At 59.7% G+C, this 23,551-nt stretch carries 17 protein-coding genes; 6 read left to right on the top strand and 11 right to left on the bottom strand.

Going from position 1 to position 23,551, the window contains the following annotated elements:
- The first annotated feature begins 168 nt into the window (after window positions 1–168).
- Window positions 169–2,271: a PQQ-binding-like beta-propeller repeat protein gene (locus IH944_13840; protein MCH7905633.1), complete on the top strand. Its 2,103-nt coding sequence runs from the start codon at window positions 169–171 to the stop codon at window positions 2,269–2,271.
- Window positions 2,272–2,502: 231 nt separating this feature from the next.
- Window positions 2,503–4,602: a PQQ-binding-like beta-propeller repeat protein gene (locus IH944_13845; protein MCH7905634.1), complete on the top strand. Its 2,100-nt coding sequence runs from the start codon at window positions 2,503–2,505 to the stop codon at window positions 4,600–4,602.
- A gap of 83 nt (window positions 4,603–4,685) precedes the next feature.
- Here the strand turns inward: IH944_13845 and IH944_13850 are convergent, their stop codons facing one another.
- A complete protein-coding gene (locus IH944_13850) occupies window positions 4,686–5,321 on the bottom strand; it encodes a hypothetical protein (protein MCH7905635.1) in 636 nt (211 codons plus the stop codon).
- An 89-nt stretch (window positions 5,322–5,410) separates the two neighbouring features.
- On the opposite strand from IH944_13850, the gene IH944_13855 reads away from it, so the two are divergent.
- Entirely contained in the window at window positions 5,411–7,123 is a 1,713-nt protein-coding gene (locus IH944_13855; GenBank protein ID MCH7905636.1) for a M1 family metallopeptidase, read from the top strand.
- Here IH944_13855 and IH944_13860 read toward each other — a convergent pair.
- From IH944_13860 to IH944_13875, 4 genes are all read right to left on the bottom strand, one after another.
- Window positions 7,025–7,954: a hypothetical protein gene (locus IH944_13860; GenBank protein ID MCH7905637.1), complete on the bottom strand. Its 930-nt coding sequence runs from the start codon at window positions 7,952–7,954 to the stop codon at window positions 7,025–7,027. The genes IH944_13855 and IH944_13860 overlap by 99 nt on opposite strands.
- Window positions 7,921–8,286, bottom strand: coding sequence for a hypothetical protein (locus tag IH944_13865; GenBank protein ID MCH7905638.1), 366 nt, complete (start codon window positions 8,284–8,286; stop codon window positions 7,921–7,923). Before IH944_13865 ends, IH944_13860 begins: the two co-directional genes overlap by 34 nt.
- A gap of 34 nt (window positions 8,287–8,320) precedes the next feature.
- Window positions 8,321–8,710, bottom strand: coding sequence for a nuclear transport factor 2 family protein (locus IH944_13870; protein ID MCH7905639.1), 390 nt, complete (start codon window positions 8,708–8,710; stop codon window positions 8,321–8,323).
- Between the two features lie 62 nt (window positions 8,711–8,772).
- Entirely contained in the window at window positions 8,773–10,206 is a 1,434-nt protein-coding gene (locus tag IH944_13875; GenBank protein ID MCH7905640.1) for an aminopeptidase P family protein, read from the bottom strand.
- A 480-nt stretch (window positions 10,207–10,686) separates the two neighbouring features.
- Here IH944_13875 and IH944_13880 point away from each other — a divergent pair, with 480 nt between their 5' ends.
- Complete coding sequence (locus IH944_13880) at window positions 10,687–12,291, top strand: hypothetical protein (protein MCH7905641.1); 1,605 nt, start codon at window positions 10,687–10,689, stop codon at window positions 12,289–12,291.
- A 24-nt stretch (window positions 12,292–12,315) separates the two neighbouring features.
- Here the strand turns inward: IH944_13880 and IH944_13885 are convergent, their stop codons facing one another.
- Window positions 12,316–13,476, bottom strand: coding sequence for a methylamine utilization protein (locus IH944_13885; GenBank protein MCH7905642.1), 1,161 nt, complete (start codon window positions 13,474–13,476; stop codon window positions 12,316–12,318).
- A 149-nt stretch (window positions 13,477–13,625) separates the two neighbouring features.
- Window positions 13,626–14,225 carry a hypothetical protein gene (locus tag IH944_13890; GenBank protein MCH7905643.1) on the bottom strand — a complete coding sequence of 200 codons (600 nt, stop codon included), beginning with the start codon at window positions 14,223–14,225 and terminating at the stop codon, window positions 13,626–13,628.
- 141 nt (window positions 14,226–14,366) lie between these two features.
- On the opposite strand from IH944_13890, the gene IH944_13895 reads away from it, so the two are divergent.
- Window positions 14,367–15,785: a nitronate monooxygenase gene (locus tag IH944_13895; protein MCH7905644.1), complete on the top strand. Its 1,419-nt coding sequence runs from the start codon at window positions 14,367–14,369 to the stop codon at window positions 15,783–15,785.
- Window positions 15,786–15,831: 46 nt separating this feature from the next.
- On the opposite strand, the gene IH944_13900 is transcribed toward IH944_13895, so the two are convergent.
- Window positions 15,832–17,202: a hypothetical protein gene (locus IH944_13900; GenBank protein MCH7905645.1), complete on the bottom strand. Its 1,371-nt coding sequence runs from the start codon at window positions 17,200–17,202 to the stop codon at window positions 15,832–15,834.
- A 152-nt stretch (window positions 17,203–17,354) separates the two neighbouring features.
- Between IH944_13900 and IH944_13905 the strand changes: the two genes are divergently transcribed.
- Complete coding sequence (locus tag IH944_13905) at window positions 17,355–17,957, top strand: NAD(P)H-dependent oxidoreductase (protein MCH7905646.1); 603 nt, start codon at window positions 17,355–17,357, stop codon at window positions 17,955–17,957.
- Window positions 17,958–17,965: 8 nt separating this feature from the next.
- Here IH944_13905 and IH944_13910 read toward each other — a convergent pair whose 3' ends face one another.
- The 3 genes from IH944_13910 to IH944_13920 all read right to left on the bottom strand — a co-directional run bounded on the left by IH944_13910 (window position 17,966) and on the right by IH944_13920 (window position 23,538).
- Window positions 17,966–19,471: an aspartyl protease family protein gene (locus tag IH944_13910; GenBank protein MCH7905647.1), complete on the bottom strand. Its 1,506-nt coding sequence runs from the start codon at window positions 19,469–19,471 to the stop codon at window positions 17,966–17,968.
- A gap of 106 nt (window positions 19,472–19,577) precedes the next feature.
- The gene (locus tag IH944_13915; protein MCH7905648.1) at window positions 19,578–20,786 is read right to left on the bottom strand and encodes an alginate export family protein; all 1,209 of its coding nucleotides are present in this window, start codon (window positions 20,784–20,786) and stop codon (window positions 19,578–19,580) included.
- Between the two features lie 91 nt (window positions 20,787–20,877).
- Window positions 20,878–23,538: an AMIN domain-containing protein gene (locus tag IH944_13920; protein MCH7905649.1), complete on the bottom strand. Its 2,661-nt coding sequence runs from the start codon at window positions 23,536–23,538 to the stop codon at window positions 20,878–20,880.
- Window positions 23,539–23,551 lie beyond the last annotated feature (13 nt).

The raw sequence follows: 23,551 nt of genomic DNA on the forward strand, positions 1-23,551 counted from the left end.
CGCACCTGGCCGCACCGAGCTGGCAGGCAGGGCGTCACGGGGTCGATTCCCGTAGCCTCCACCGCTAACTCGAACCTGACTCGGCCTTCGCGAGTTGTCTTGGATCCTTCGTTGAAGAACTGTTTGACATTCTAAGCTTGGTGTGAGTCCTCGTGATATAATCAAGGTATGGAAAACCTAGGGCGAGGCGCGTTGAGCGTTTGTACAATGGGAAGCCGTGGTCGAGTGGGGATGAAGGGTATTGGCGGCGTTGGGGCTTTGATCGCCTGCGCGAGCCTGTTCGCGGTGCTCCCCTCCGTGGGCCAAGCGCAGGTGCAATGGTCCGGGAACGGTCACATGTATGAGTTAGTGACCACGCCGAAGACCTGGAACGACGCAAAACTCGATGCGGAGAACAGAACGTTTTTGGGCGTCAGTGGTCACTTGCTCACGATAACTTCTCAAGCGGAGCAGGACTTTATCATCAACGTTTTCGGTGAGCCGCTTAGAGAAAAGTGGACGGGTGGATTCGAAATCCAGGGCGTATGGCAATGGGTTACCGGTGAATCGTTTGGATACACGAACTGGGCGCCTGGCGAACCAAACAACAATACCGGGGTCATTAACTTTTTTGGTGCAGCCACACTCGGCACATGGAACGACATCACCCCCAATATTTCGCTCGGTTATTTTGTCGAATACGATACCACCACGCTCATCGCTTGGCCGATGGAAGGGCAGGACAGGTACGGCACCGACAGGGCCGTGACCGGGCCGGATCCCGGAGAGCTCATGAGGCCGCGGATCGAAACCCTTTTGGGTCCCGCCGGCGGTGTCAGCCACGGCCCTTCGCTCGGCTTTGATGGTATCGGCTACTTCGGATCGTGGTCGGGCAACCTGCTTTGCAAGTGGAACTACAACACGGGCGAGGCCCTCGGTTCGTTCGACGCCCTAAACTTCATCCAGTGCACGCCGGCAATCGGGCCGAACGGCACGGTCTTCATAACGACCGTACAGGATTCTGGCAGCACAAGGCCAGGGAGGGTCTTCGCGATCGACCCGAACACGATGGACTGGATCTGGAGTTTCGTTACCGGATACGTCAAGGTAAACGACTGGGAGAGTTGCTCCCCGAACATCGGCCCGGACGGCGACGTCGTTGTTGGCTCGACGATCGGAAGGGTTTGGCGGCTAAACGGCGCCACAGGTGCGGTCGTTTGGCAAGCGCCGGTCGGTGAGTGTCGTTACACGATTCCGTTCAGCCGCGACGACACGATGGTGTATGCGAGCAACGGTACCGCCATGACAGCCCTAAACTACGCGGACGGCAGCGTGGCCTGGAGCGTCAACTTCGCGTCAAGGTTGGGCGCGCCCGGCGTCGCCTCCGACGGCACGATCGTCGTCGGCTCGGTCTTCGGAACGGTTTACGGGCTCGACCCGACCGACGGATCCACTCGCTGGACTTTCACGGCCCTGGACCAAGTACTGACCGCTCCGGGATTCAGCGCCGACGGCATAGCGTACGTCACCTCTCTTGATCACCGTCTGTACGCGCTTCGGGTCAGCGACGGCGTCCGCATGTGGTCGTACACAACGTCCGTCGAGATTTGCACGGCCCCGAGCGTCGGACACGACGGCAGAATCTATGTCGGCAACATTACCGGTGACCTGTATTCCATTTTGCCGTCGGGGGAATGCATCTGGCAGGTTCACGTCTGCAACGAAGTCAGGGGCCCGCTCTCAGTCGGTCCGGACGGATCCGTTTACGTGGGCTTTACCGGTGATCCCGGCGAACCCGGCGGGCTTCTAATCGTCCACCAGGACGAAGAACTGAAGATCTTGCCAGACAGCTTCTGGCTGTTCCGCGGGGTACTGGCCGACGGCGGGCTGGGCCATCTGTTCGATAGCGACGATTGCTGGATGACGGTCTTGCCGGGGATCACGCTGAACCAATCTGAGCGGCAGGTGCAGCTCATCGTCGTCGGAACTGCTTCGACCGAGACGCCTTCTGAGCTTCGGTTCAGAGTGGAGGCCCACGCCGAGATCAACAACATCGGACAGTGGATCGAGCTTTGGAACTACGACACGAACTCATACGAACAGGTCGACTTCATGATTGCCACGACGGTCGATTCGATCGTCGAAATCATCATCACAGTCGATCCGCAGCGGTTCATCGAACCGGGCACGATGGAGATGAAAGCCAAGGTCAGTTACAAGGAGGCTGGCATTGTGCTCCAATTCCCGTGGCTGATCAGCTTCGACATGACCGCTTGGGTGATCGTTCCGTAGACGGCCTGCGACAACTGGCCAGCGCGAGGCGAGCCTCTTGCCTCGCCGTGTCGGTCAATATGCATCTTGTCCTTCAGCGGGCCGTCGTCGTTTCGCTTCATGCCCGTGGTATGCGCGGATTGACTTCGTTCGTTGTCCCCCGTCCTTCCTCCGCAAGTTGTCTTCGATTTTTCTTCTATAAACTGTCGGACATTGTGAGTTGGCGGTAAATCCTCGTGATATAATCGTGGTATGGAAAACCTAGGGCGAGGCGCGATGAGCGTTTGTACAATGGGAAGCCGTGGTCGAGTGGGGATGAGAGGTATTGGTGGCGCATGGGCCTTGATTGCCTGTGCGAGCCTGTTCGCGGGGTTCCCCTCCGTGAGTCAGGCGCAAACGCAATGGTCTGCAAACGGCCACGTTTATCGGTTAGAGACGACCCCTCGCACCTGGACCGACGCGAAAGTTGCTGCGGAGAGCAGTTCCTATAGGGGTGTCACGGGGCACCTGCTCACGATCACATCTCAAGCAGAGCAAGATTTCCTTATTAACACTTTTGGCGGGTTGCTGTGGGATACCTATCTCGGGGGATTCCTGGATTTAGGGGTTTGGAAATGGGTGACTGCGGAACCGTTCAATTATACGAACTGGGCGTTCGGAGAGCCGCGTGGCAGCTCTCCGGTGATTTACTTCGACCCGGCGACTCCGCTGGGTGAGTGGAGCAACGCAACGGGCACTGTGGCTCTACCCTATTTCGTAGAATACGAACTCCCACGTCTTATCGGCTGGCCTATGGAGCTCCAGAACCGCTTTGGCAACAGCAGGGCGATTAGCGGGCCGGATCCTGGGACCATTACGACGCCGTGGATCGACTACCGCATGAGTCCGACAGAAGTGGTCAGTCACGGACCAGCCATTGGGGCTGACGGTATCGGTTACTACGGTACTTGGATCGGCAGTGACTTGGTCAAATTCGATGTAGCAACCGGTGCTATTCTCGGCAGTTTCGACGCCTTGGGATGGATTCAATGTACGCCCGCGATTGGGGACAACGGGCTGATTTACATTACTACTGTAAAGGCCTTTAGCCAGCATCCGCCTGGTCGTATCTTCGCCGTCGATCCGAACACGATGGACTGGGTATGGGCTTTCCAGACCAATTACAACAAGGTCAGCGACTACGAGAGTTGCTCGCCGACCATCGGACCGGATGGCGACATCGTCGTCGGCTCAAAGATCGGTAAAGCGTGGCGCTTGGACGGTGCAACGGGTGCGATCGAATGGGAAGTCACTTTCAACGGTGCCCAATATACGATTCCGTTCAGTCGCGACGATACAAAGGTGTTCGTCAGCAACGATGAAGTCATGACCGCGATAAACTACGCTGACGGTACCATCGCTTGGAGTTACACCGCAGGTTCGTGGTTCGGCGCTCCCAGCGTCGCTCCCGACGGAACACTCGTCGTAGGATCAGCGTCCGGAACCGTGTACGGTTTCGACCCGGACACCGGCACCATTCTCTGGACATTCACAGCCCTCGGCAAGGTGCTCGCGGCCCCGGCGTTCAGCACCGATGGTGTCGCGTACGTGTGCAGCTATGATCACCGCCTATACGCGCTGAGAACCTCCGACGGGGCACGGCTCTGGTCGTTTACGGGAACCTTCGAAAACCGGTCGTCACCCAGCGTGGGTCCCGATGGGCGAATCTACTTTGGCAACCCAATCGGAAGCCTCTACAGCGTGGCCCCGGACGGAACACTCATTTGGTTCGCCCAGTCGGCTGGCAGCGTAAGAGGGCAAATCACGGTCGGATCGGACGGCACCCTTTACATGGGGCCGCTGGGAGGCGGGCTCGTAATCATTCGCCAGCATGAGACCCGCAACCTTGCCGAGTCGTATTCGATCATTCGCGGAATCCACGTGTCAGGCGATGTGGCCGACACGTGGGAAAGCGATAATTCGTATTTCGTCGTTCGACCTGGAATCACGCTGAATCGAACTGAGGCACCAGTGGATATGGTGTTCGAAAGCACCGCGCTGAAAGACACGCCGAGCGAATTCCGGTTCACGCTAGAAGCGCATGTCTCAATCTGGGGTATGTCACAACGGATCGAGCTATTTGATTTCGTTGCTGGCAGCTGGGAAGAGGTCGACGTCAGAATGGCAACAACCACCGACTCGGTCGTTACAATTGACGTGCCAGCTAATCCTGAGCGCTTCGTTGAACCTACGACCGGGGTGACGAGAGTGCGCGTGAGTTTTAAGCAAGCCGGGCCGATCCTTCAATTCCCGTGGTTTGCACGGATTAACTTCGCCGGGTGGCGCATGGTTCCGAAGTGGATCCCAGTCTAGGCGTAGACCTGCCACTCCGTACTCTCACCGATGCAGCGAGCCCTGGCATCGGGCCAGGGCGCACCGCCAAGAAACCGACTGCGCTAGCGAGCGCCCGAGCCTGAAACCTCGACGAAGTTCGACCACCGAGTGATCTTCAGGTGGGCCGCGCGAGACCAGAAGCCCCAAAACTCCGCCGCCTTCAGCCGGTCGAACTCGATCATCGGCACGGTCACGCTGGAAACGTAGGTGACGCGGTAGGACAGGCGCTGCGATTCTGCTACGCCCGCGAGGACGACGAGCGACGGCACGTTCTCCGCAGACAACGAGACGTACTCTCCGTCTGCCGTGATCTTTAGAACTTTCGACCTCTTCCCACGGAAGAAGACGTCCGTCCGCCCGACAATGGCCTTGGACTCCATGTCGAGCGACGACAGAACCTCCCCGAAGCCGGAAGCTGCAGTGGGCGCTGTTGTCGAAGAAGGGTCCGCAACAACGTAGACTGACAGTAAATAGTGAGGCTTCCAACCGACGGAGTACGCCCACCGGTCGGTGCTCCCGATCCGCGCGAGCAGCTCGTAGAACTCGTCACGGTCCTCGGTCGTGAAGTTGACGACTACGGTGCCGTTCGCCGTCGTGAAGCTCGTCGCCTCGATCTTCGTCGGGGCTCCCGTTGCGTCCTGTTGCGCAAGCGCTGCGCTGCCTACCAATAAAAGGCTCAGCAAGGCTCCTGCCTTCATCTTCTTGCTCCTGCCGTTTCGACGCAAGTCGCCGGGCTCTGGTAACACACCTCCCGAATGGCGTAGGTATCCTCGCTTGCAAGGCTCCCATGAGACCGGTCGCACTTGTTACGCTCGCCCTGCTGTCCTGCTCCGTCATGGCCGACGGGTACAAGCGTCAGCCGGGGATCGACATTACGAACTACGAGTTCCGGCTGACGTTGAGCGACGAGACGGACAGGATCGAGGGTTTGGCCGAGATCAGTCTGCGGATCGTGCAGAGCGGCGTTGAGGGAATCTGGCTCGACCTGAAGAGCAAGGTTGGCGACAAAGGGATGGTCGTTGAAGCAGTGTCCTGCTCTGCTTCTCCCGTTACGTACACACACGTCGATGACAGGCTGCTGATCAAGTTCGCCGTTGAGCCAAGCATCAACCAGTCGATGCACGTCCTCGTGAAGTACGCCGGCGTTCCGACCGGCGGGCTGTGGATCGGCGACAACAAGCACGGCGACCGGGGGTTCTTCAGCCTGAACTGGCCGAACCGCGCTCGCGAATGGCTGCCGATGATCGACCACCCGTATGACAAGGCGACGCACGAGTTCATCGTCACCGCGCCCGCTCACTATCAGGTCGTCTCGGGCGGACTGTTGGTGGAAGAGACCGACAACGACGACGGCACGACGACGACGCACTGGAAGCAGTCGGTGCCGATTGCTTCGTGGCTGACTGCTCTCGCCGTCTCGCGATTTTCGGTTCGCAACTTCGACGACTACGAAGGCGTTCAATTATCGACTTGGGTGTTCCCGCAGGACCGCGCGAAAGGCGTCGCGACTTTCGAGGTTCCGGTCGCACGCGCGGTTAGGTTCTTCAGCGAGAGCATCGGCGAGTTTCCGTATGAGAAGCTCGCGAACATACAGGCTGCGGGTTTCGGTGGAGGAACAGAACTCGCCAGTGCGATTTTCTACGGTCAAGACTCGGTGACCGACCGCGCGGCGACCGGCCTCGTCGTTCACGAGATCGCGCACCAGTGGTGGGGGAACTCCGTCACCGAAAATGACTGGAACGACGTCTGGCTGAGCGAGGGGTTCGCGACGTACTTCACGCTGCTCTACATCGAGCAGTACGAGGGCCGCGAGGCGTTCGTCGAGGGACTCAAGCGCGCAAGAGACCGCGTCTATGAGATGGAAGCGGACAACCCGAACCGCCCGGTCGTACACGCCGACCTGCAGGATATGAGCCTCGTCACCAGCGGCATACAATACCAGAAAGGCGCGTGGGTGCTGCACATGCTGCGAGAGAAGATCGGCACTGAGGTCTTCTGGCGAGGCATTCGCAAGTACTACGCGAAGTACCGCGATAAGAACGCCTCGACGGACGACTTCCGGCGAGTGATGGAGGAGGTGTCTGGCAGTAACCTAGAACGGTTCTTCGACAAGTGGCTGACACGCGGCGTCTCGCCCGAGATCGAGATCGATTGGCACTACGATGACGAGAAACAGATCATTGTCTTGGAGGTGAAGCAAATACAAGACGGCCCCGTTCACGATCTTGACTTGAAGATTCGCTTGATGAATCGCAGTGGACAAACTAGAGATCACTATATTTGGGCGAGCCCACGCAGGACGTACACGTTTAAACTGCCGTCGAACGGCAACGAAGAAATCGTCGCCATCGACCCGGAAACGCAAACTCTGTTGCGCTGGAAGATTGAAATACGGGACTCGTCAGCCATCGAAACGAAAAGTAACGATCGGGCTGTCGTACTGGGAATCCGGGCCCTCCCGTCGTCTCCCGCCGTTGTCGGCCATGTCGCGCCCGTTTGAATACATCGTCAGCGAGTCCCCTGACGGCAGGTAGTGGATACGATCGCCGAACGGGTCAGCCGGATCGACTTCAGCGGTCTGCGCAGCCACTTCCAGAGTCGGCCATGCGCCGTTCGCCCGACGATACTCCATCGCTGCCAACCCGATTTTCGTCATCCGAGCCCGTACGCGAGCGGAAAGCTCTCCATAGTGCGTCGACGAGGTCATCGGCAACAGGACCGCCATCACCATGTTGGAGAGAATGGTGGCCAGATCTTCTGTGTCCTCCTCGAGCTCCGCGTCCAGCGCTTCCTCAACTTTGACGACCGCCGCATGATCGCCCCACACATCCGCATAGCCAACCATGATACGCAAGTACCTTTCGCGCATCGAGTCGTGATAATCCGCGAACGGGAGCAGCTTGTCCACACTTGTTCCCGCAGCACCCTGTCCCGAGGACTCGCCCAATACGTCGCTCAACTTCACTTCCCCGCTGGCTAGCTGGTCGATCACCGCTAGGGTCAGTGGTACCTCCCTCCTCAGTCCGGTCATGAACGGCGTCTCTTTCATCGAGGCCACGAACTCCGTGAGCAGCGCAAGCCCCTTCTCGTCGTCGGAGAAGTAGGTCGCCACCCTCACGATGGCCGCGTGGGTAGACACATCAACCGATTGCGCGACGAGCGCGCCGAGAAGACCCGGCTGGTCGGCAGCGTGACCGGCCACGGTTTGCATAGCGCGCAACGACTTCAGGACATCTTCGTACCGCCCATCTTCTGCCGCCGTCACGACTAGAAGGCGGTGCAATCCGGCGACACGCCTCATCGTGGTGACGTGACGAATCTTGAGGTCCAAGAACGGTTCCAGTCTCCGGGCTGGTAGTAGCGCGGCCTCGAAGTCACTGCCCACAGCTCGGGCATGATGTCTTCGTAGGAAGCTAGCACCTCGTCAGCGATCTTGCGGTCGCCGTTTCCCGACCAGTAGGCGTACACCTCGCGCGGCAGGAAGCGGAGATTGTGATCTACCGCGACGTAGAAACGGTGGCTGTCGTACTTCGGCGCAATCGTGTGCTGCTCGTATTCATCGATGGCGAGCAAGAACCCGTACGCACGCGCGCGCTCTTGTAGGCTTTGAGCCGACTGTGTCGCACTCATAAAGAATGCGACGATGCAAATTGCGCCCACCATGGCTCTATTGTATCAGCAATGAACGCCTCTACGATCAGACTTCGCGCGAACGGTGGAAGTGTACATGCTTCCACCCTGCTGAACTCTTCTTCCAGACGCGCGTCTCCTGGAACCGGTCCGTGACGTCTCGACCGTCCGAGTCTTTGCGCTGCACGAGCCTGACGTAGCAGACAAGCCCTGCGTCTTCGCCCAGAAGATCCACCCGCGGCTCGACCATCGTCTCCGCACGCACGGACTTGCCGTGGGTGTTCTCAAAGTAGAAACGGTGGAACTCCATTCCCTCGACGAGGTGCCCCTTCGTCTCCGGCTCGAAGCACGTCAGCGCCGGGTCGCACAGCGAGACGTAGGTCTCCCAGTCGCCGCTCGAAATGCTGTCGAGCAGCCGCTGCGTCAACTCCAAAAGCTCGTCGCGCGAATCTGCCATGACGAAGCGATGTTACCTATGAAGTTGCTCCCCCAAGGCATTGGGGGAGGGTGCCGCACCCGTCACATTCCGTCTGCCGGATTCCGTCCGCTGATCTCCCAAACCTTGCGCTTCCAAGGGAGCCGTTGAAGCATCCCGTCCTCACGCATCAGCGCCTCGACGTCGTCCAGCTCTGTCGGCGCAAGCCCCGTAAGGTTCTCGTACCCGCCCCTGCGGATCGCGATCGTGTCCTCGATCCGGATGTAGAGGTCCTCTTCCGGCACCCATAGCTGCGGGTCGATTGCGAACACCATCCCCGGCTGCAGAACGCCCATGCGGCGGTAGCTGCCGATGTCGTGCACCGCCATCCCGACGCCGTGCGAGAACGCGCCGCCTCCGGTGTCGACCATGCGCTTCGCCGCAGCCTTGTAGATGTCCTTGCTCCAGCTCCAGCCTTCGAAGAGCGGAATGGCTTTCTCTTGTACTTCAGCCTGCAACTGCTCGACGGTCGCACCGGGGCGCAGTACACCAAGCACGATCTTGTGGTACTCGACCACGAAGCCGTAAAGCTCGCGCATGAACGCCGGATAGGTACCGTCGACCGGCCACATGCGCCCGATGTCGCTCGTGTAGTAGCCGACGTCCGGCGCGAAGTCCATCAGCATCATGTCGTCTTTCGTGAGCCGCCGGTTGTTGCGGTAGTAGTGGCCGTTATTGATGTTCGGCCCGCTGGCAGTGATCGATCGGTAGCCGAGCCCCTGCGCCCCGCCGACGTAAAACATATACTTTGCAACGGCGTCCAGCTCCCACTCCCAGACGCCCGGCTCGGTCGTCTTGATCGCCTCGATCAACGCGAGCGCGGAGAGCCGCCCGGCCTTGCGCAGCTGATCGACTTCCATGTCGCTCTTTACAACGCGCAGCGGGTCGAGGATCGGAGAGAGGTTTCTGATCTCGACGCCCGGGATGCGCTCTTTCAATAGATTCTGCAAAAGCTGCTCACGGCTGACTCTCGCGTCCCAAGGGTCTTCGGCGATCAGCCTGTTCGAGCGGCGCAGCTCGTCGCGGCTACCGGCGGCTCCCTCGCCCGGCTCGAAAGGCGTGTACACGATCTTTGCGCCTTTCAAATGCTTAAGAAGCTCTTCCGGCCCGTGCAACGAGTCGATGCCGTTGATGTATTGGACTAGTTCCAAGTCCTCGGCGCTGATGATCTTTCCTTCGGTGCGCTCGAACCGTTCGTCGCGGTGCGGCAGGAACATCCTGCTCTCGCCCGTTCGCCCGTCGATCAACAGATAGAGGCGCGGCACCTCGATGCCGGTGAGGTAGTACATCTCGTTGGTCTGGCGGAACATTCCGAACCCGCGCACCGGCCCCGCGCCCTGGATCAGCGCGACCGCGTCTTCGCCGATCGCCTCGATCACTTTTTCGCGCCGCTCCTTGAACTCCCACGCCGGGAAGTCGCTCTTGTAATAGATCTCGGTGGGCGGGGGAATTTCCTGCGCCTGTGTCAGTGCGGTCATTAGGACAGCGCAAAGCAAGATGAGCTTTTGTGGATGCAGCATGGAAACGGCCTCGGCGTTCGAGGTTACCTTTCGGCTCCCGGAGGGTGGCGCTTCTGCGACACCGTGTCCTAGCGTTGCTGACTCTTTCTTAAGCGGATGAGACTGTTATTGTCGAACCCCTCACCCATCCACGTCGAACTCTCCACCGGAGACTTCTTTGGCGGACCCTCCTCTCCCTCAGGGGGAGAGGGGACAGTCAGGACATGGCGTTGGAGGGTGGCGCTTCTGCGACACCGGGCTTACGTTCGATCACAGCTAGATCCCCTCCTAGCCTCCCCCAGCCACCAGCACGCGCAAGGCTCGCAGGTCCGCGGCCCTGGGGAGGGGTTTCGAGCGCGGATTCCAGCGCAATTCGCTATCGCTGATCACTTCAATTCGATAAGACGGTGCCGTCCCTGAGCGCAACCAAACACGGTTCAAGGCTGTAGAATACGGCAAGTGGCGAATCGACAAACGGGGGCTGGTCAAATCTCATCGCGCCTTGCCGATGGCGCACGAACCGTCATGCTCAGGGCGACGGGATATCTCTGGATCGTCGCGGCCTATGCCGTCTACTACGGTTACGTCAATACCGCCGAACCTGCCCAAGATTTCCTCCTTTCTGTCGTGCAGCTATGGGATCCCCCGCCCTCTTACGCCGGGATGGGAGCCTGGAGCATTCTTGCGTTTCTGTTCTCCGCGATGTACGCGTTGTGGCATTGGAGGAAGTGGCGCGGCGAGACGTGGCTTTCGCTACTGACATGGAGCTGTGTACTCGGGGCCTTTGTCGGATGGTCGACTACGGTCGAGTGGATGCCGCGCGCCACGAACTACTTCGAGTATTACGACATACACGACAAATGGTACGCCGCGCTCGGCGGGTGGCCAGCGCAACTCCTCGACCTTGCCACTTGGATCGCCGTTTCATTGTTCATGCTCATCCTCCTGCTGCATTCGCGCAACGACGAACGACTGCCGATCGGTGGACGATGGCGTCCGGTATGGGCGGTCGTGCTGGGCGGCTTCTTGGCGGTTCTGTTGTCCTTCTTCAACCCGATCGATACTATCGCCATACTTTCAAGGGACTTCCCGATGGAAGTGCGCGATCCGACACTGCTGAGCTTGCTCGGCGACCTGTTCGTCGCATGGGCAACGATCGTTCTGCCTCTGGCCTGCGCGTTCGGGGTCATGGCCTGGAAGACTCGGGCGAGCCTGAGCGTCAGCGACGACAAGATGACCATCGGGCTGGGCAGAGAACTTGGTCTCTTCAGCGTCAGATGGAAGAAGGTCTTGAGCGCGACCGAAATCGTCGAAAGCGGCGAACGGCGCTCGGTCATCTTCGAGCACGGCGCGCTTCCCTGGTACCGGCTGCGGTTCGGCCTGTACCTGCGGCGCGACGGTGCAGGGGCGCTCGAACAGGTTTGGCGGTACACGCCGAACAAGAGGCGCACGGAACTGCGCCGTGGCACGAAGCTCGCAGGGTATCTGTTCCTGGCAGCCTCGGCAGTTTGCATCGCTATCATCGAGTGGACGACGCATAAGAGCTCGTATCTGATGGCAAATTCCAAAGATGAGTTCATACAGAGTTATGTAGGCGCCGACCACTTCCTGCTGTTCGGGTGGCTGACGATGGGAGTCGGCCTATTCCTCGGTCTAGGCCTCGGAATGTTGTTCACACAGAACTACGCCCGCGTCAGCGCACTGCCGCTTTTGGGTGTCGCGCTCGCCGCAATCCACCTGCCCGACCCGGTCATCCATTGGCTCGTTTACATCGCGCTGTACGCCATCCTTGCCGCTCGTCTTGGCCCCGTCGATCCGGTCCCCCACGTCCCGTTCCCCGACCTGCGCGTCGCCGAGTTCGGCTTTTGGGCTGCGGACGCAAGGGTGTCGATCGCGGTCATTTGCTACGTGATCGGGACGATGATCGTTCTGAAGCCCTGGACGCGGTTTCTGCCGTCCTGGCCATATCGCCTGCAGGTCTTTGGCGATCGGTCGGAAGACGCGCCGGAACTGAGCGATCCGGACCAGTCGACGGTCGCGTCGACGCAAGAGCCCTGGCGTTAACAGAGCAACGCCCTCCAAGCGTGACTACTTGGCGAAGGGATTCGAGAACTTCGGGTCGGTCAAGAACTTCTCGTCGGTCAGCGTCAGCATGAAAGCCACCAGCGCTTCGATATCCTCGTCGCTCAAATCTGGCCGCAGAGGACGGCCGCCCCTGCCACGAAGGAGGATGAGCCGCGGGTGCGCCTTGATGCCGGTGCTGTAGTGCTCGACGACTTCGCGAAGGGTCGAAAACCGACCGTCGTGCATGAACGCCGTCCGCACGGCGACGTTGCGCAGCGAAGGCGCTTTGAAAAAGCCGTTCGTTCCTGGATCGAGACTCAAGTCGGGGTCCAGGCCGTTGTTCCGCAGTCCGTCGCCAGTTTGAATCTCTGTGATGTGGCAGTTCGCGCACGTGGCAAGTCCGAGTTCCGGTCCGGTGCGGATGAATCGCTCCAAGGAGCCAGGTCTTGGCGTTCCTGTAAACAGCTTGTGGCCGCGCTGCTCCTGCTCGGTCAGCACGTCCCCGGTTGACGGAGCCGCGAGCGCACGGTCGAACTTCGACTCGTACGAGACCAGCGACCGCACGAACTGCGCAATCGCTCTTGCGATCCGGTCGCTTGTGACCTTCTCAGTTCCGAACGCGTCCTTGAACAGCGGCCCATAGAACTCAGCTGACGAGAGTTTCGCGACCAGGCCGTCGAGCGTCATCCCCATTTCGATCGCACTCTGGATCGGCATCAGCACCTGCTTCTCAAGCGTCGGCGCACGCTCGTCCCAGAACATCCGGCCGTTCTCGTAATACCGCACGTTGACCAGCGGGAGCGAATGCCGCTTGGTCTCTTTGCCGTCAAAGCCGACGCTCAACGGCCTCGGGTCGCTGAACCCGTGCTTCTGCAAATGGCACGATCCGCACGCGACCGTGTCGCTGGCCGACAGTCGCTTGTCATAGAACAGCACGCGCCCAAGCGTGGCCCCCGCGTTTGTCGTCGGGTTGTTCCTTGGCGTGTTGTCGATGTTGTCGTAACTGCCGGGGTTCGCCGAAAACGCCCGAAAGTGAGGAGGGAGATCGACGTCTGAATCTGCGTACTTGTACGGCACGTCGGGCAAGGTCGGCACGTCAGCCGGATCGTCAGTGGGTAGCGAGAGCACCAGCCAAGGCACAGCCGCGATCGCGGCAGTCAGGATCAAGGGAACCCTTCGGGCCATGCGCCTAGTGTATCGCAGTACCATACTCTAAGGTACGTATTGTAGTTGGCGGCTCCCGAGTTCCCATTTCTCCCGCCGCCGGAGCCAATTCCGAGCTTCGTGGCCAGATATCGCTGTAACAGGGCTCAGTTCGTCAGTCGGCGCTCAAGTTAGTCACGCCACATCTTCTTGACGTTGAGCCTGACCAGGTCGGTCCTCATGCGAAACTGCTCAGGCTTAGCATGATGCGATGGCCCGTGAACGCGGATAGCGATCCGCACGTTACGGCCGGGGCTCACATAGTTACCAGGGGTCTTCTTGATCTTGATCAACGTCTGTTCATTGCCTGAAGGTCTAACCCTAAAGGACTTAACGTACTCGTACTTTTTGGCCGTCCAATTGAACGCCCAGAGTATGGCTCCGGATGTGCTGCCCTCCGTCGCGTGAATCTCGACGGTGAACTCGAGTTCCGTGACGGTCGAGGCCGGCTCAGTGATCACGAAGTCGGCACGTATAGACGCGAAGTAACCGATCCCTGGAGCAAATTCACTCTCAACCTCAAAGAACTTATCATCGGAGCGTGACAAGTCAGCAAGGCCTCCAGCGAAGTGAGTTCCGGTCATATGGTCTGTCGTGTCGTCATCACGAGGGAAGCCGTTGGCCGCAATCGTGGTCACATCGTAGTTAGTACTCCCACCAGGCCCCGCAGACACCGGCGTGATTGGCACGACGGAAACAAGCACGGTCGCTACAGCGCACAAACCTATCATTTCGTTGACCTTTGGTCGTCATCGTACACGATTTTCGACCTGCCGGTTGTCAGAAGAGATGCTAGCCGGTAGAGCGGGCCGATATGACGAACGTCATACCGTCTTCCGCGAATTGGCTTCAGACTCTCAGATGTTCTAGCTATGACCCGTGCCTTACCACCCATCATTCAGGGCGGAATGGGTGTCGCCGTCTCTAACTGGCAGCTCGCCCGGGCCGTCTCCCTTCGCGGTCAACTGGGTGTCGTTTCAGCCACCGGGATCGACACAGTCTTGACTAGGCGGCTACAGGACGGGGACGAAGGCGGACACATGCGGCGCGCGTTCGACGCCTTCCCCTTCCCGGAGATCGCCGAGCGGGTTTGGAACCTGTACCACCGCAAGGGCGGAAAGCCGAGCGGGAAGGCGTATAAGTCGAAGCCTCTCCCCATGCTGCGGCCCTCGCGCGCATTCCTCGATCTGGCCGTTATAGCTAACTTTGCAGAGGTTTACTTGGCCAAAGAAGGGCACGACGGGCTCATCGGCCTTAACCGGCTCGAGAAGATCCAGCTGCCTACGTTAGCCTCCCTCTACGGAGCGATGCTGGCCGGGGTTGACTATGTTCTGATGGGCGCGGGAATTCCCCGCCACATCCCAGCTGTCCTGGCATCCCTTGCCTCGCTGGCCCCGAGCACCCTCCCGATCGATGTATTTGGTGTGGCGCCTGGTCAGACCGTGTCCGCCCACTTCTCCCCGCTCGAGTTCGCAGGGCCTCCGCCGAATCCACTGACGACACCGAAGTTCCTTGCGATCATCGCTTCAACGACACTCGCCCTCACGCTCGCCAGGAAGTGCCGACCTCCGGTTGATGGATTCGTGGTCGAAGGGCCGTTGGCTGGCGGCCACAACGCCGGTCCGCGCGGCCCGCTGACGCTGGACGAGAGCGGCCAGCCGATCTACGGCCCGAAGGACAAGCCCGACCTACAGAAGATCGGTGCGCTCGGCCTCCCCTTTTGGCTGGCAGGATCGCACGGCGTCCGGGGCAAGCTCGAGAGCGCACAGGCGCAAGGAGCGGTCGGAATCCAGGTAGGCACCGCGTTCGCCTTCTGCAACGAGTCCGGCCTCAAGCCCGAACTCAAGAAAGAGCTTCGGAACCAGATTGCCGAAGGCACGCTGACTGTGTTCACCGACCCCCGGCTCTCGCCCACCGGATACCCGTTCAAGACGCTGCAGGTGGCGGGATCGGTCTCAGAACCAGACGTCGTTGCCCGGAGAAAGAGGATCTGCGACCTCGGCTACTTGCGCGAACTGTATATGACTCCGAAGGGCACGGTCGGCTACCGTTGCTCAGGCGAACCGGTCGAGGACTACGTTCGCAAGGGCGGCGATATTGCGAACACCGTCGGCCGGACATGCGTCTGCAACAGCTTGATGGCGACGGTAGGTTTTGCACAAGTGAGAAAAGGCGAGGTCGAGCCCTGCCTGGTCACCGCAGGCGACGACTTGAGCCCGGTCGCGGACCTCCTCCGTCAAAATGGCGGCGCTTACTCAGCTGACGATGTGATCGACATGCTGCTGTCCTAAGCTACCGGCAGTCCTGTGGGTTGAACGAAGAACAACAAGAACGGGATCAATACGTCCGGCGCAGCTCGAGGTCGTTGAGCTCCTGCTTCCGGGCGTTGAGCGTCTCGACGAGCCGTTTGTTCAGCTCGGTCAACGCCGCAACGGCTTTCAGGTTGCTCTCGCTCAGGTTCATGAGCTGCGCGACGCGGTTCTTCGACTCGTAGTACGTGAGGGCGGTCTCGAAGAGCCCGGTGTAGATCTGGGCGTTGGTGACGACGAGCCCCAGGACGGGTGAACTGTTGAAAAATCCGAGCGCGGTCGCAGCTGCCTCCAGGTATTTGCCCCTGTCGACCTTGTCCAGCCCCTCGGCGATGTTGACCAAGACACCGAGCTGTTTGAAGAAGTCCTGCTTGGTCCTGATCGTCATCACGCTGCGCCCGTCGTCCACCCAGTTCTTCAAGATCTTCTTGACGTGTTTGGGGTGCAGCTTGTACTTGTACATGATGTCGAGCTTGAACCGTCGCAGCTCTGCGCGGGTGATTTTTTCCTGCGCGCTGTACTTCATCGAGGTCTGCGCGAGCGCGACGTCGAGCAGCGAGCGCGCGGCCTCCCACATGCCCTTTTCGCGCCGCTCCTTGTCGAGTTTCGCCCAGTCCTCGATCTCCTGCACGCTCGCGCTGACTCCCATGAGCGTTCGCAGGCCTTCGTTGTTCTGCTGGATTCTCTTGCGCTGTGCCTCAACCTCTGCACGCTTGTCGGCTATGAGCAGCTCGTGTCCGATATCGCGATCGAGCGGCGAGTACCGGTCACCAAGATCGTCAAGTCGCGAACGGATCTGCGAGTTCAATGTCTGCGCCCAGTCATTCAGCGCTCTCCCGTCTGTTGAGAGCGCAGCGTCGAAAGCGTCGATCCGGTTGTTCCATGCGACCAGCCTTTCGTACTCAGCGTTCAGCCTTGTGTACCACGCGTTCATCATCGCCTCGTTCTGATCGGTGACGGTAGACGATTGGTAGGCAGAACTATCGCGCTCGTAAGCGTCGTTCGCCTCGTTGTATTTGAGCACGTCGGTGCCCCGGTTGAACGAGCGCATGTTGAGCGCGGCGAGGTCGGAGTACCACTGCTCGACGTCCTTTCGCTGTTCGGTCCCTTCGACCGCAGTACGGAGGGTGCGGAACGAGCCCAAGCGCGAGGCAAGCCGGCTGACCGCGTTCTTGTCACGGTGCTCGTGATCCTGGAGCCTAGTCCAAACAGAGTCGATCAGGAACCACTCTTCGGGCATCGTGGAAGTCTCATCGACCAGTTCGGTCTCCCAGACGGTGCGGATAACGTTGCCGTTGTCGTCAACTTCATCGAGACCCGCTGAGCACGGGTCGAAGCCACCCTGCGCCGAGGCGAAGGCCGCCAGTGCGACCAGCGCGACTACCAGTCCGTTTCTCATACTCATATTATTGGGATGGACGGCGGAAACCTCAGGCTCCCCCGTGGTAGCAGCGACCGAGATCGAACTCAGGGAGAAGAATGCTCTTACCTAATGGATTCTTGACGCAGCGGCGCATTTGCAAGTAGCCTCGCAAGTCTGCGGAGAAACTGATGACTGACAAGCCGAAACTACAAATCACTGCGATCTTAGGTACCAGCAGACCGGGGTCTTACACAGCCATGGTGCTTGCTCTGGCCGTGGACGAACTCAGAAGCAACCCGAAGATCGAAGTGACGCTGATCGACCCCGCCAACATGAATCTCTCCTTCCCAGGAATTGAAGGCGATACGTCGGACGCTGAGGCTCTTCAGTCAGCGGTGAAAGGCGCAACGGGGATCATCATGGCAACGCCTGAGTACCACGGATCGCTTGCCGCGATGATGAAGCTCATCATCGAAAACCTCGGGTTCCCTTCCGTGCTAGCCGGAAAGCCTGTGGCGCTTCTCGGTGCGGCGGCCGGACGAATCGGCGCGATCAAATCGCTCGAACAGCTGCGGGGGGTCTGTTCACACGTGGGCGCAATCGTCTTGCCAGGACCTGTGTCGATCGCCGGCGTACAGTCCGTGTTCGACGAAGACGGAACGTGCCTGGACGAAAGCGTCGAGGGGTTCATTCGTGGGTCGGCGCGCAGCCTCATCGACTACATCGAAGGCAGCGTCTGTCCGAGGTTCGCTCTCGAACGCATGGTGCGTGAGAAGGCGGCGAGCGCCTGACAGATGTTTCACTTCCGAACAAGCGCGAATCGGTGGTTCGGGTAGTCGGTGACCAGCACGAACGGCTCTAAGAACGTCTGGCTAAGGTTGCCGACGAGATACGGGTCTGCGAACGGTCCCGTCTTCGCCAAGCTGAACGCGGCGCTGACGTTTTCCCAGCGGTAGCCGCCGAACTCCAGCCAGTCGAGCTTCCCCTGGCGCAGGTCGCTGGTTCCGCCGACGCCTGTTACCTGTACGGGCCGGACGTCTCTGCCATCTAAGAGATTCAGCTGTTCGACGGCGGGAGAGTGGAACGCCACGGGTCCGACCGCGCCGGTATCGATGCGAAACCGGCCAGTGCGATCGCCTTCGTACTCGACTGTGACCGTCGGGTGGCGCCGGGCCAGCACGAGATCGAGCCATTCGCCGGAGGCAAGCTCGTACTCGCCAGGCTCTAACAGCCGGACCGTCTGCTCCTCAACGTCCAGTTCGACGACGCACCTCATGAACAGATCGAATCCGACGATCCCGCCGAGCTCGATGCCGAACAGATCGCCGATCGGTGACAGATCGAGTTCGACGAATATGAGGTCCTCGATGGTCACGGGCCCAAGCGATAAGCTGGCCTTCCCGCGGATCGCCGCTGAATCAGTGCCGCCGACGCCGGAGACGAGAATGCGACCCATATCTGCCAGTTCGAGCTTGTCGGCGACCGCCGTATCGAGCACCATCGCGCCCGACCCGCTGTCCAGGATGAACCACCCTGCGTCAGTTCCGTTCACAAGCGGGTGGACGAGCAGGTGTCCGCTTGGCGCTCGCCTGACCTCGATGTTCGCCGGGATTTCAGCCTCGAAAGAGGCGTCATCGGAGTAGCTCCACTGTGGCGGAGCGAAGTTCTGGCCAAGCGGATTAACCCGCCTTAGGGCGACGACATCGACCGACTCATCGATCCCGGCGTGATCGACGCCCAGCCGGAACGGATACTTAAACCCAGCAACGTCTCGCCAGTCGCCGAACTCCATCTCGATGCTCGCTATCGAGTATTCGATCCTGGCCGACACCGGCAGCCAGGTCGATCCATCGATCACGACGATCCCCTCGAGGAGGCCGCCCTTCGGTCGGACGGCGAGCTCGACGTCTCCGCTGTCAAGGATCGACTCTCCCAGGATCGCCAGCGGGCCGTCTTCTGCCAGCCACGCGTGGGTTCGCAAAGCGAGGACCAGCGTGACGAGATCGTGCTCTTCGAACGTCAGCGAGATCGGAACGCCGGACCAGTCGGTCTCCCACAGATGTGTCCCGTCCAACCCGCGCAACTGGCTCAACTTCCCTTCGATTCGCTCGGAGTACGCCCCCTCCGGCTGAAACGACAGCCGGTAGCTGGCATCGCGGCCCAAGAACGTCGCCGTACCTTCGACTGAGTACGCCGCCCCGGCGGCAAACACCTCGTAGTTGATCGCATCCCGAACTCTGTCGAGCGTCTGCGCCGTTGTTAGCTGCTGCCATCCGGCGACCGATGAAAGTAGGAGCGCAAGCATCTCTCTTAAGGTACTCCTGAAAGCCGCTGAATTGCTTCACCAATTAGGTCAAAAGGAATCGGGGCGCAACATCGTTGCGCCCCGATCAACCTGTGCGCTACTCGGCCTATCTCTTCCAAGAGAGCTGAGCGAAGAACCAAGTCTGGTTGTCGGAGCCAGCGCCCATCTGCGTCATCGCCGTGCCCGGATCGAAGAAAGCGATGCCGAGTCCCAACTTCGTGTCGCTGCGCAACTGCCAGTTGAGGGAGATGTCGACCTCGCTACCCAGGTCGTCGCTGGCGCTGGCGCCACCTCCCGGAATGCCGTAAGGTCCAATCGTGTTTCGTCCCGAATACCAGCCGTCTGAGGAGTCGTACTTCGTGAAGTTGTAGTAGCCGAGCGATACCTCGACGTCGTTGCTCGCCGACCAGTCAAGCCCAATGCCGAACGTGTTCATGTTGCGCCAGCCCATCAGATCCATCAAGCCGTAGTGGCCGTGGTCCGAAGGATACAGGTCGTCGAACGTGTGGCTCTTCGCCCCGGCCGCGCTACCGCCGGTGGCGATGTCGTACTCGCCCCAGAACGTCATTGAGTTCGATGACTCCAATTGAGCGTAGATCGTGCCCGCCCAGGCCTCCAGGTCCCGACCACCGTCCCGACCCCACTGGTAGGCAGCTTCAACGCCGATTCCCAAGTTGTTCATCTGGCGCCAATAGAGGTGATCGAGGGTGTAGATGCTGTCGCCAAACGCCGGGTCGCTCTTGTAGATGACCGACGTTTGACCGCCGTACCCCCAGTTGTGGCTGACCATTCCGAGCCGCACGCCGCCGTTGTTGGCGCGATCGAGAGCCAGCTGCCCGACAAAGAAGTCCCAATCACCTGTCTGAAGGCGTGCAGCGTTCCACGATCTGGCTACTTCACCCCAGTCGTTGTCGCCGAGCAGCTTGCCCGGGTACATGCTCAGCATCTGTCGACCGACCGTTAGCGTGGCGTCGCCATCCGTATGCTGAAGATAGCCCTCCACTAAGTCCTGGCGCGTTTCGGCGCGGAAAGTCGTTCCTACGGAGAAATTGTAGAAGGGATTGATGCTCACGATGCCTCCGGCAGACCCCGTATCGTCTATATTGACGTTGCTATACTGGTAGAGGACGCGGAACGTCGTGTTCTCGTCAGTCTTCAGATCGAAGCCGGCTCGACCACGATTCACCCACATCGTGCGGTCTTGAGAGAGAGAGTTGTCGAAACTCAGATCGTTGCGCTGTTCATAGCGCGAGCGAATCTCCAGAATCGGTGTGAACTGGAAATCTGCATGCTGGAGCGGTACAAAAAATAGCATGATTTAATTTATACCCACAGAACAACTCTCGCGGCAAGAAAAAAAGCCGGACAGCCCAATGCTGTCCGGCTTTTTCGAGTGAGTCGTGCGGCTACTTGTCTCCTTTTCCACCGCCGCCGTTGCCGAAGTAGTCGCCCTGAGGATCAGGGGTCTTGTTCAGCGAGTTCCTTGGCGAAGCCGCGTTGGCTCGATCGTCTGCCGTAACCTCAACTGCGGTGAGGAAGAAGACGATCTCCGTCCGTACGCGGGTGTTGTCGGTTCGGCGGAACAACCAGCCTATGAATGGAAGGTCCATGAGTCCGGGAATCCCCGAGACCTTCTTCCGGTCCGTGTCCTGAATCAGGCCACCGAGCGCGATCGTCTCGCCGCTACGCATATTCACGAACATGCTGGCCTTGCGGTCGCTCGTTTGTGGCATCTGACCTCCGCCTGGAACAGGCGTGAAGCCGTTCAGTATGCTGAAGTTCTGATCCAAGGTCATAGCGATATTTCCGCCGGCGCCGATGCGAACACCGATATCAAACGTCACGCCGACTTCGATCTCGCCGGTCTCGATCGTCGTAGTAGTTTGGTTCGTGATGATCGCCTTGATGTACCGAACCGTGTCGCCTACGAACAGGTGGGCGCTGCGGCCATCCGACACAAGCGCGTTAGGGCGCGCAATCAGATTGCGGCTGTTGGCCATCTTGTCGAGTACCGCGAGCACGTCACCTGACGACGATCCTTCAGTAACGGTAGCGCTGATCGTACCAGGTGAATTCGAGGTTGCGCCAAGGCCCTGGTTGACTCTGAGAAAGGAGAGCCGTCCGCCGGAAATGAGGCTCCAGTCGAGGCCGACCTTCAAGGCGTCTTCCCTCGTGAGTTCCATCACGCGGAGCTCGAGCGCGACCTGGCGCGGGGCGATATCGATGAGCGCAAGGTACTCCCTCGCCTCTTGAATCTGGGCAGGTGTGCCGCGCAGGATGAGCCGCATCGGCTCGAGGCCAATCTGCCGATCGAGAGTGTCGGTTTCTACGGCCGCACCGGTATCTTGCGCCCCGCCTGGTGTCGACTGCTTCTCAGTCTGGTCCTCGCCTCTTATTCCCGGCGAAACGGCGTCAGGCATGACCGTGACGTGGAGCCCGCGAATGCGGTTCTTCAAGTCGAACTCTGCGACCAATGGCTCGATGTACATGAGCTCGACGACCGCATATACCTTCATCCGTGCCTCCGGATCGCGGTTGTTGTCGATGCCAGCGGCGTCGCAAAGATCGTCGTCCAAAGCGATGGCGAACCTCTCGAGCGTTACGAGTTCGTCCCTTGGGCCGGCCATCAGAATGACTTTCGTAGGAGCTTCAGCTTCGCTCAGTTCAGAGATGCTGGATTCGTCGATCGAGTACTCGTCCTGTCGTGGGTTCGAAGCGAGCAAGCGAAGGAGCATCGTCTTGATCCTCTCGGTCTCACCGCTGAGGATCGGAACGACGATCGTGCCGATGTTCGCGGCTCTATCGAGCGAGAACGACCGCACGATCCTGGAGTCGAGGCTCTCGACGTAGTACTCGACCTCGTCCAGCCGATCCGGCTCGCCGACGAGAATCAGATAGAACGATCGCTGCCTGGCCGGAGGCCCGGCAATTCCTGGAGCGGCTGCGCCGCCAGTCAACGCCCCGCCAGCGCTGCCAGCGCCTTCCGGCGGGGTAGCGAGCGCACCAACTGCCTCGACAGAGTCCGACGGGACCATGATCTCGTAGAATCCGCCTTCTCCATCCTGCGGGATCGCCTTGATTGTGGCATCGCGGATCTGCTCCGCCTCGCCGCTGACCAGACTGACGACTCGCGTCGTATAGTTCTTGTCTGCGCCGGTGATTCTCGTCATCGTGGGGTTGAAGTCTGCAGATGGCGTCACGATGTAGGTGTTGCCTACTCGGCCGTATCGCAGACCGGCCAGTGACGACACGATCCGCAAGGCATCCTCCAAGGGAACGTTCGTCAGACTGATGGTGAGTTTTAGCGGGGATTCGGAAGGACTGATATTGGGCGCGGTAGCGATGTTTACGTTAGCCTCGCTGGCCAATCCCTGTAGGATGAGCACGACGTCCGTGTCACTAAAATTCAACGTTATATTATCTGAGACGAAACCGAAGTTTACGGCGCCTGCCGGTGCGGTCGGTGTCGGCTCAAGCGCCGCCGAAGGCCTCGCAGATCCGTTTGCGGCCAAGCCAGCGCTTGTCTCAACTGCCTGCTGTGCAAGCGGCAAACCGGGCCGAACGCTCTCGATCACTTTCGCGAGCTCGGATTTCGGGCGCTCGAAGACGACCGTCCCGTCGAATTCCGAGGCATTCAGAAGGGCGATTGCCTTCTTCATCTCGTCCGAATCGATAACTGACGGAGCCTTCGGTCGGGTCGATACGTTGAATCGGATGAAGTAGTCGCCATCCACCTCAACGAGCTCCGGCGCGAAACTCTTGTCGTGCTTGACGTGCACTCGAACCGTCGGTGGGTCGGAGCGGTACCAAACGTACTGCACGTAGTCGACGCCAGCGTGCTTGACCTTGATTCGGCCCGCCTTGCCAGCGAGATGTGCATTGAACTGCACGACGTACGAAGTGCCATTGTTCAACGAGAGCACCTTTGGATTCTTGAGGGAGACGCCCTTGATGGCGATCTCCACACCTTGGCCGATGTTCTTCGTTGTGACTGTTTTTAGAACGGACTTATCTGCGATGGCGAAAGACGCCAGCGCAACGGCAAGCCCGACAATAATCGGTTTCATTGAATTCACTATT

The organism is Armatimonadota bacterium (genome assembly GCA_022563855.1).
Taxonomy (GTDB): Bacteria; Armatimonadota; Fimbriimonadia; order Fimbriimonadales; family Fimbriimonadaceae; genus JADFMN01.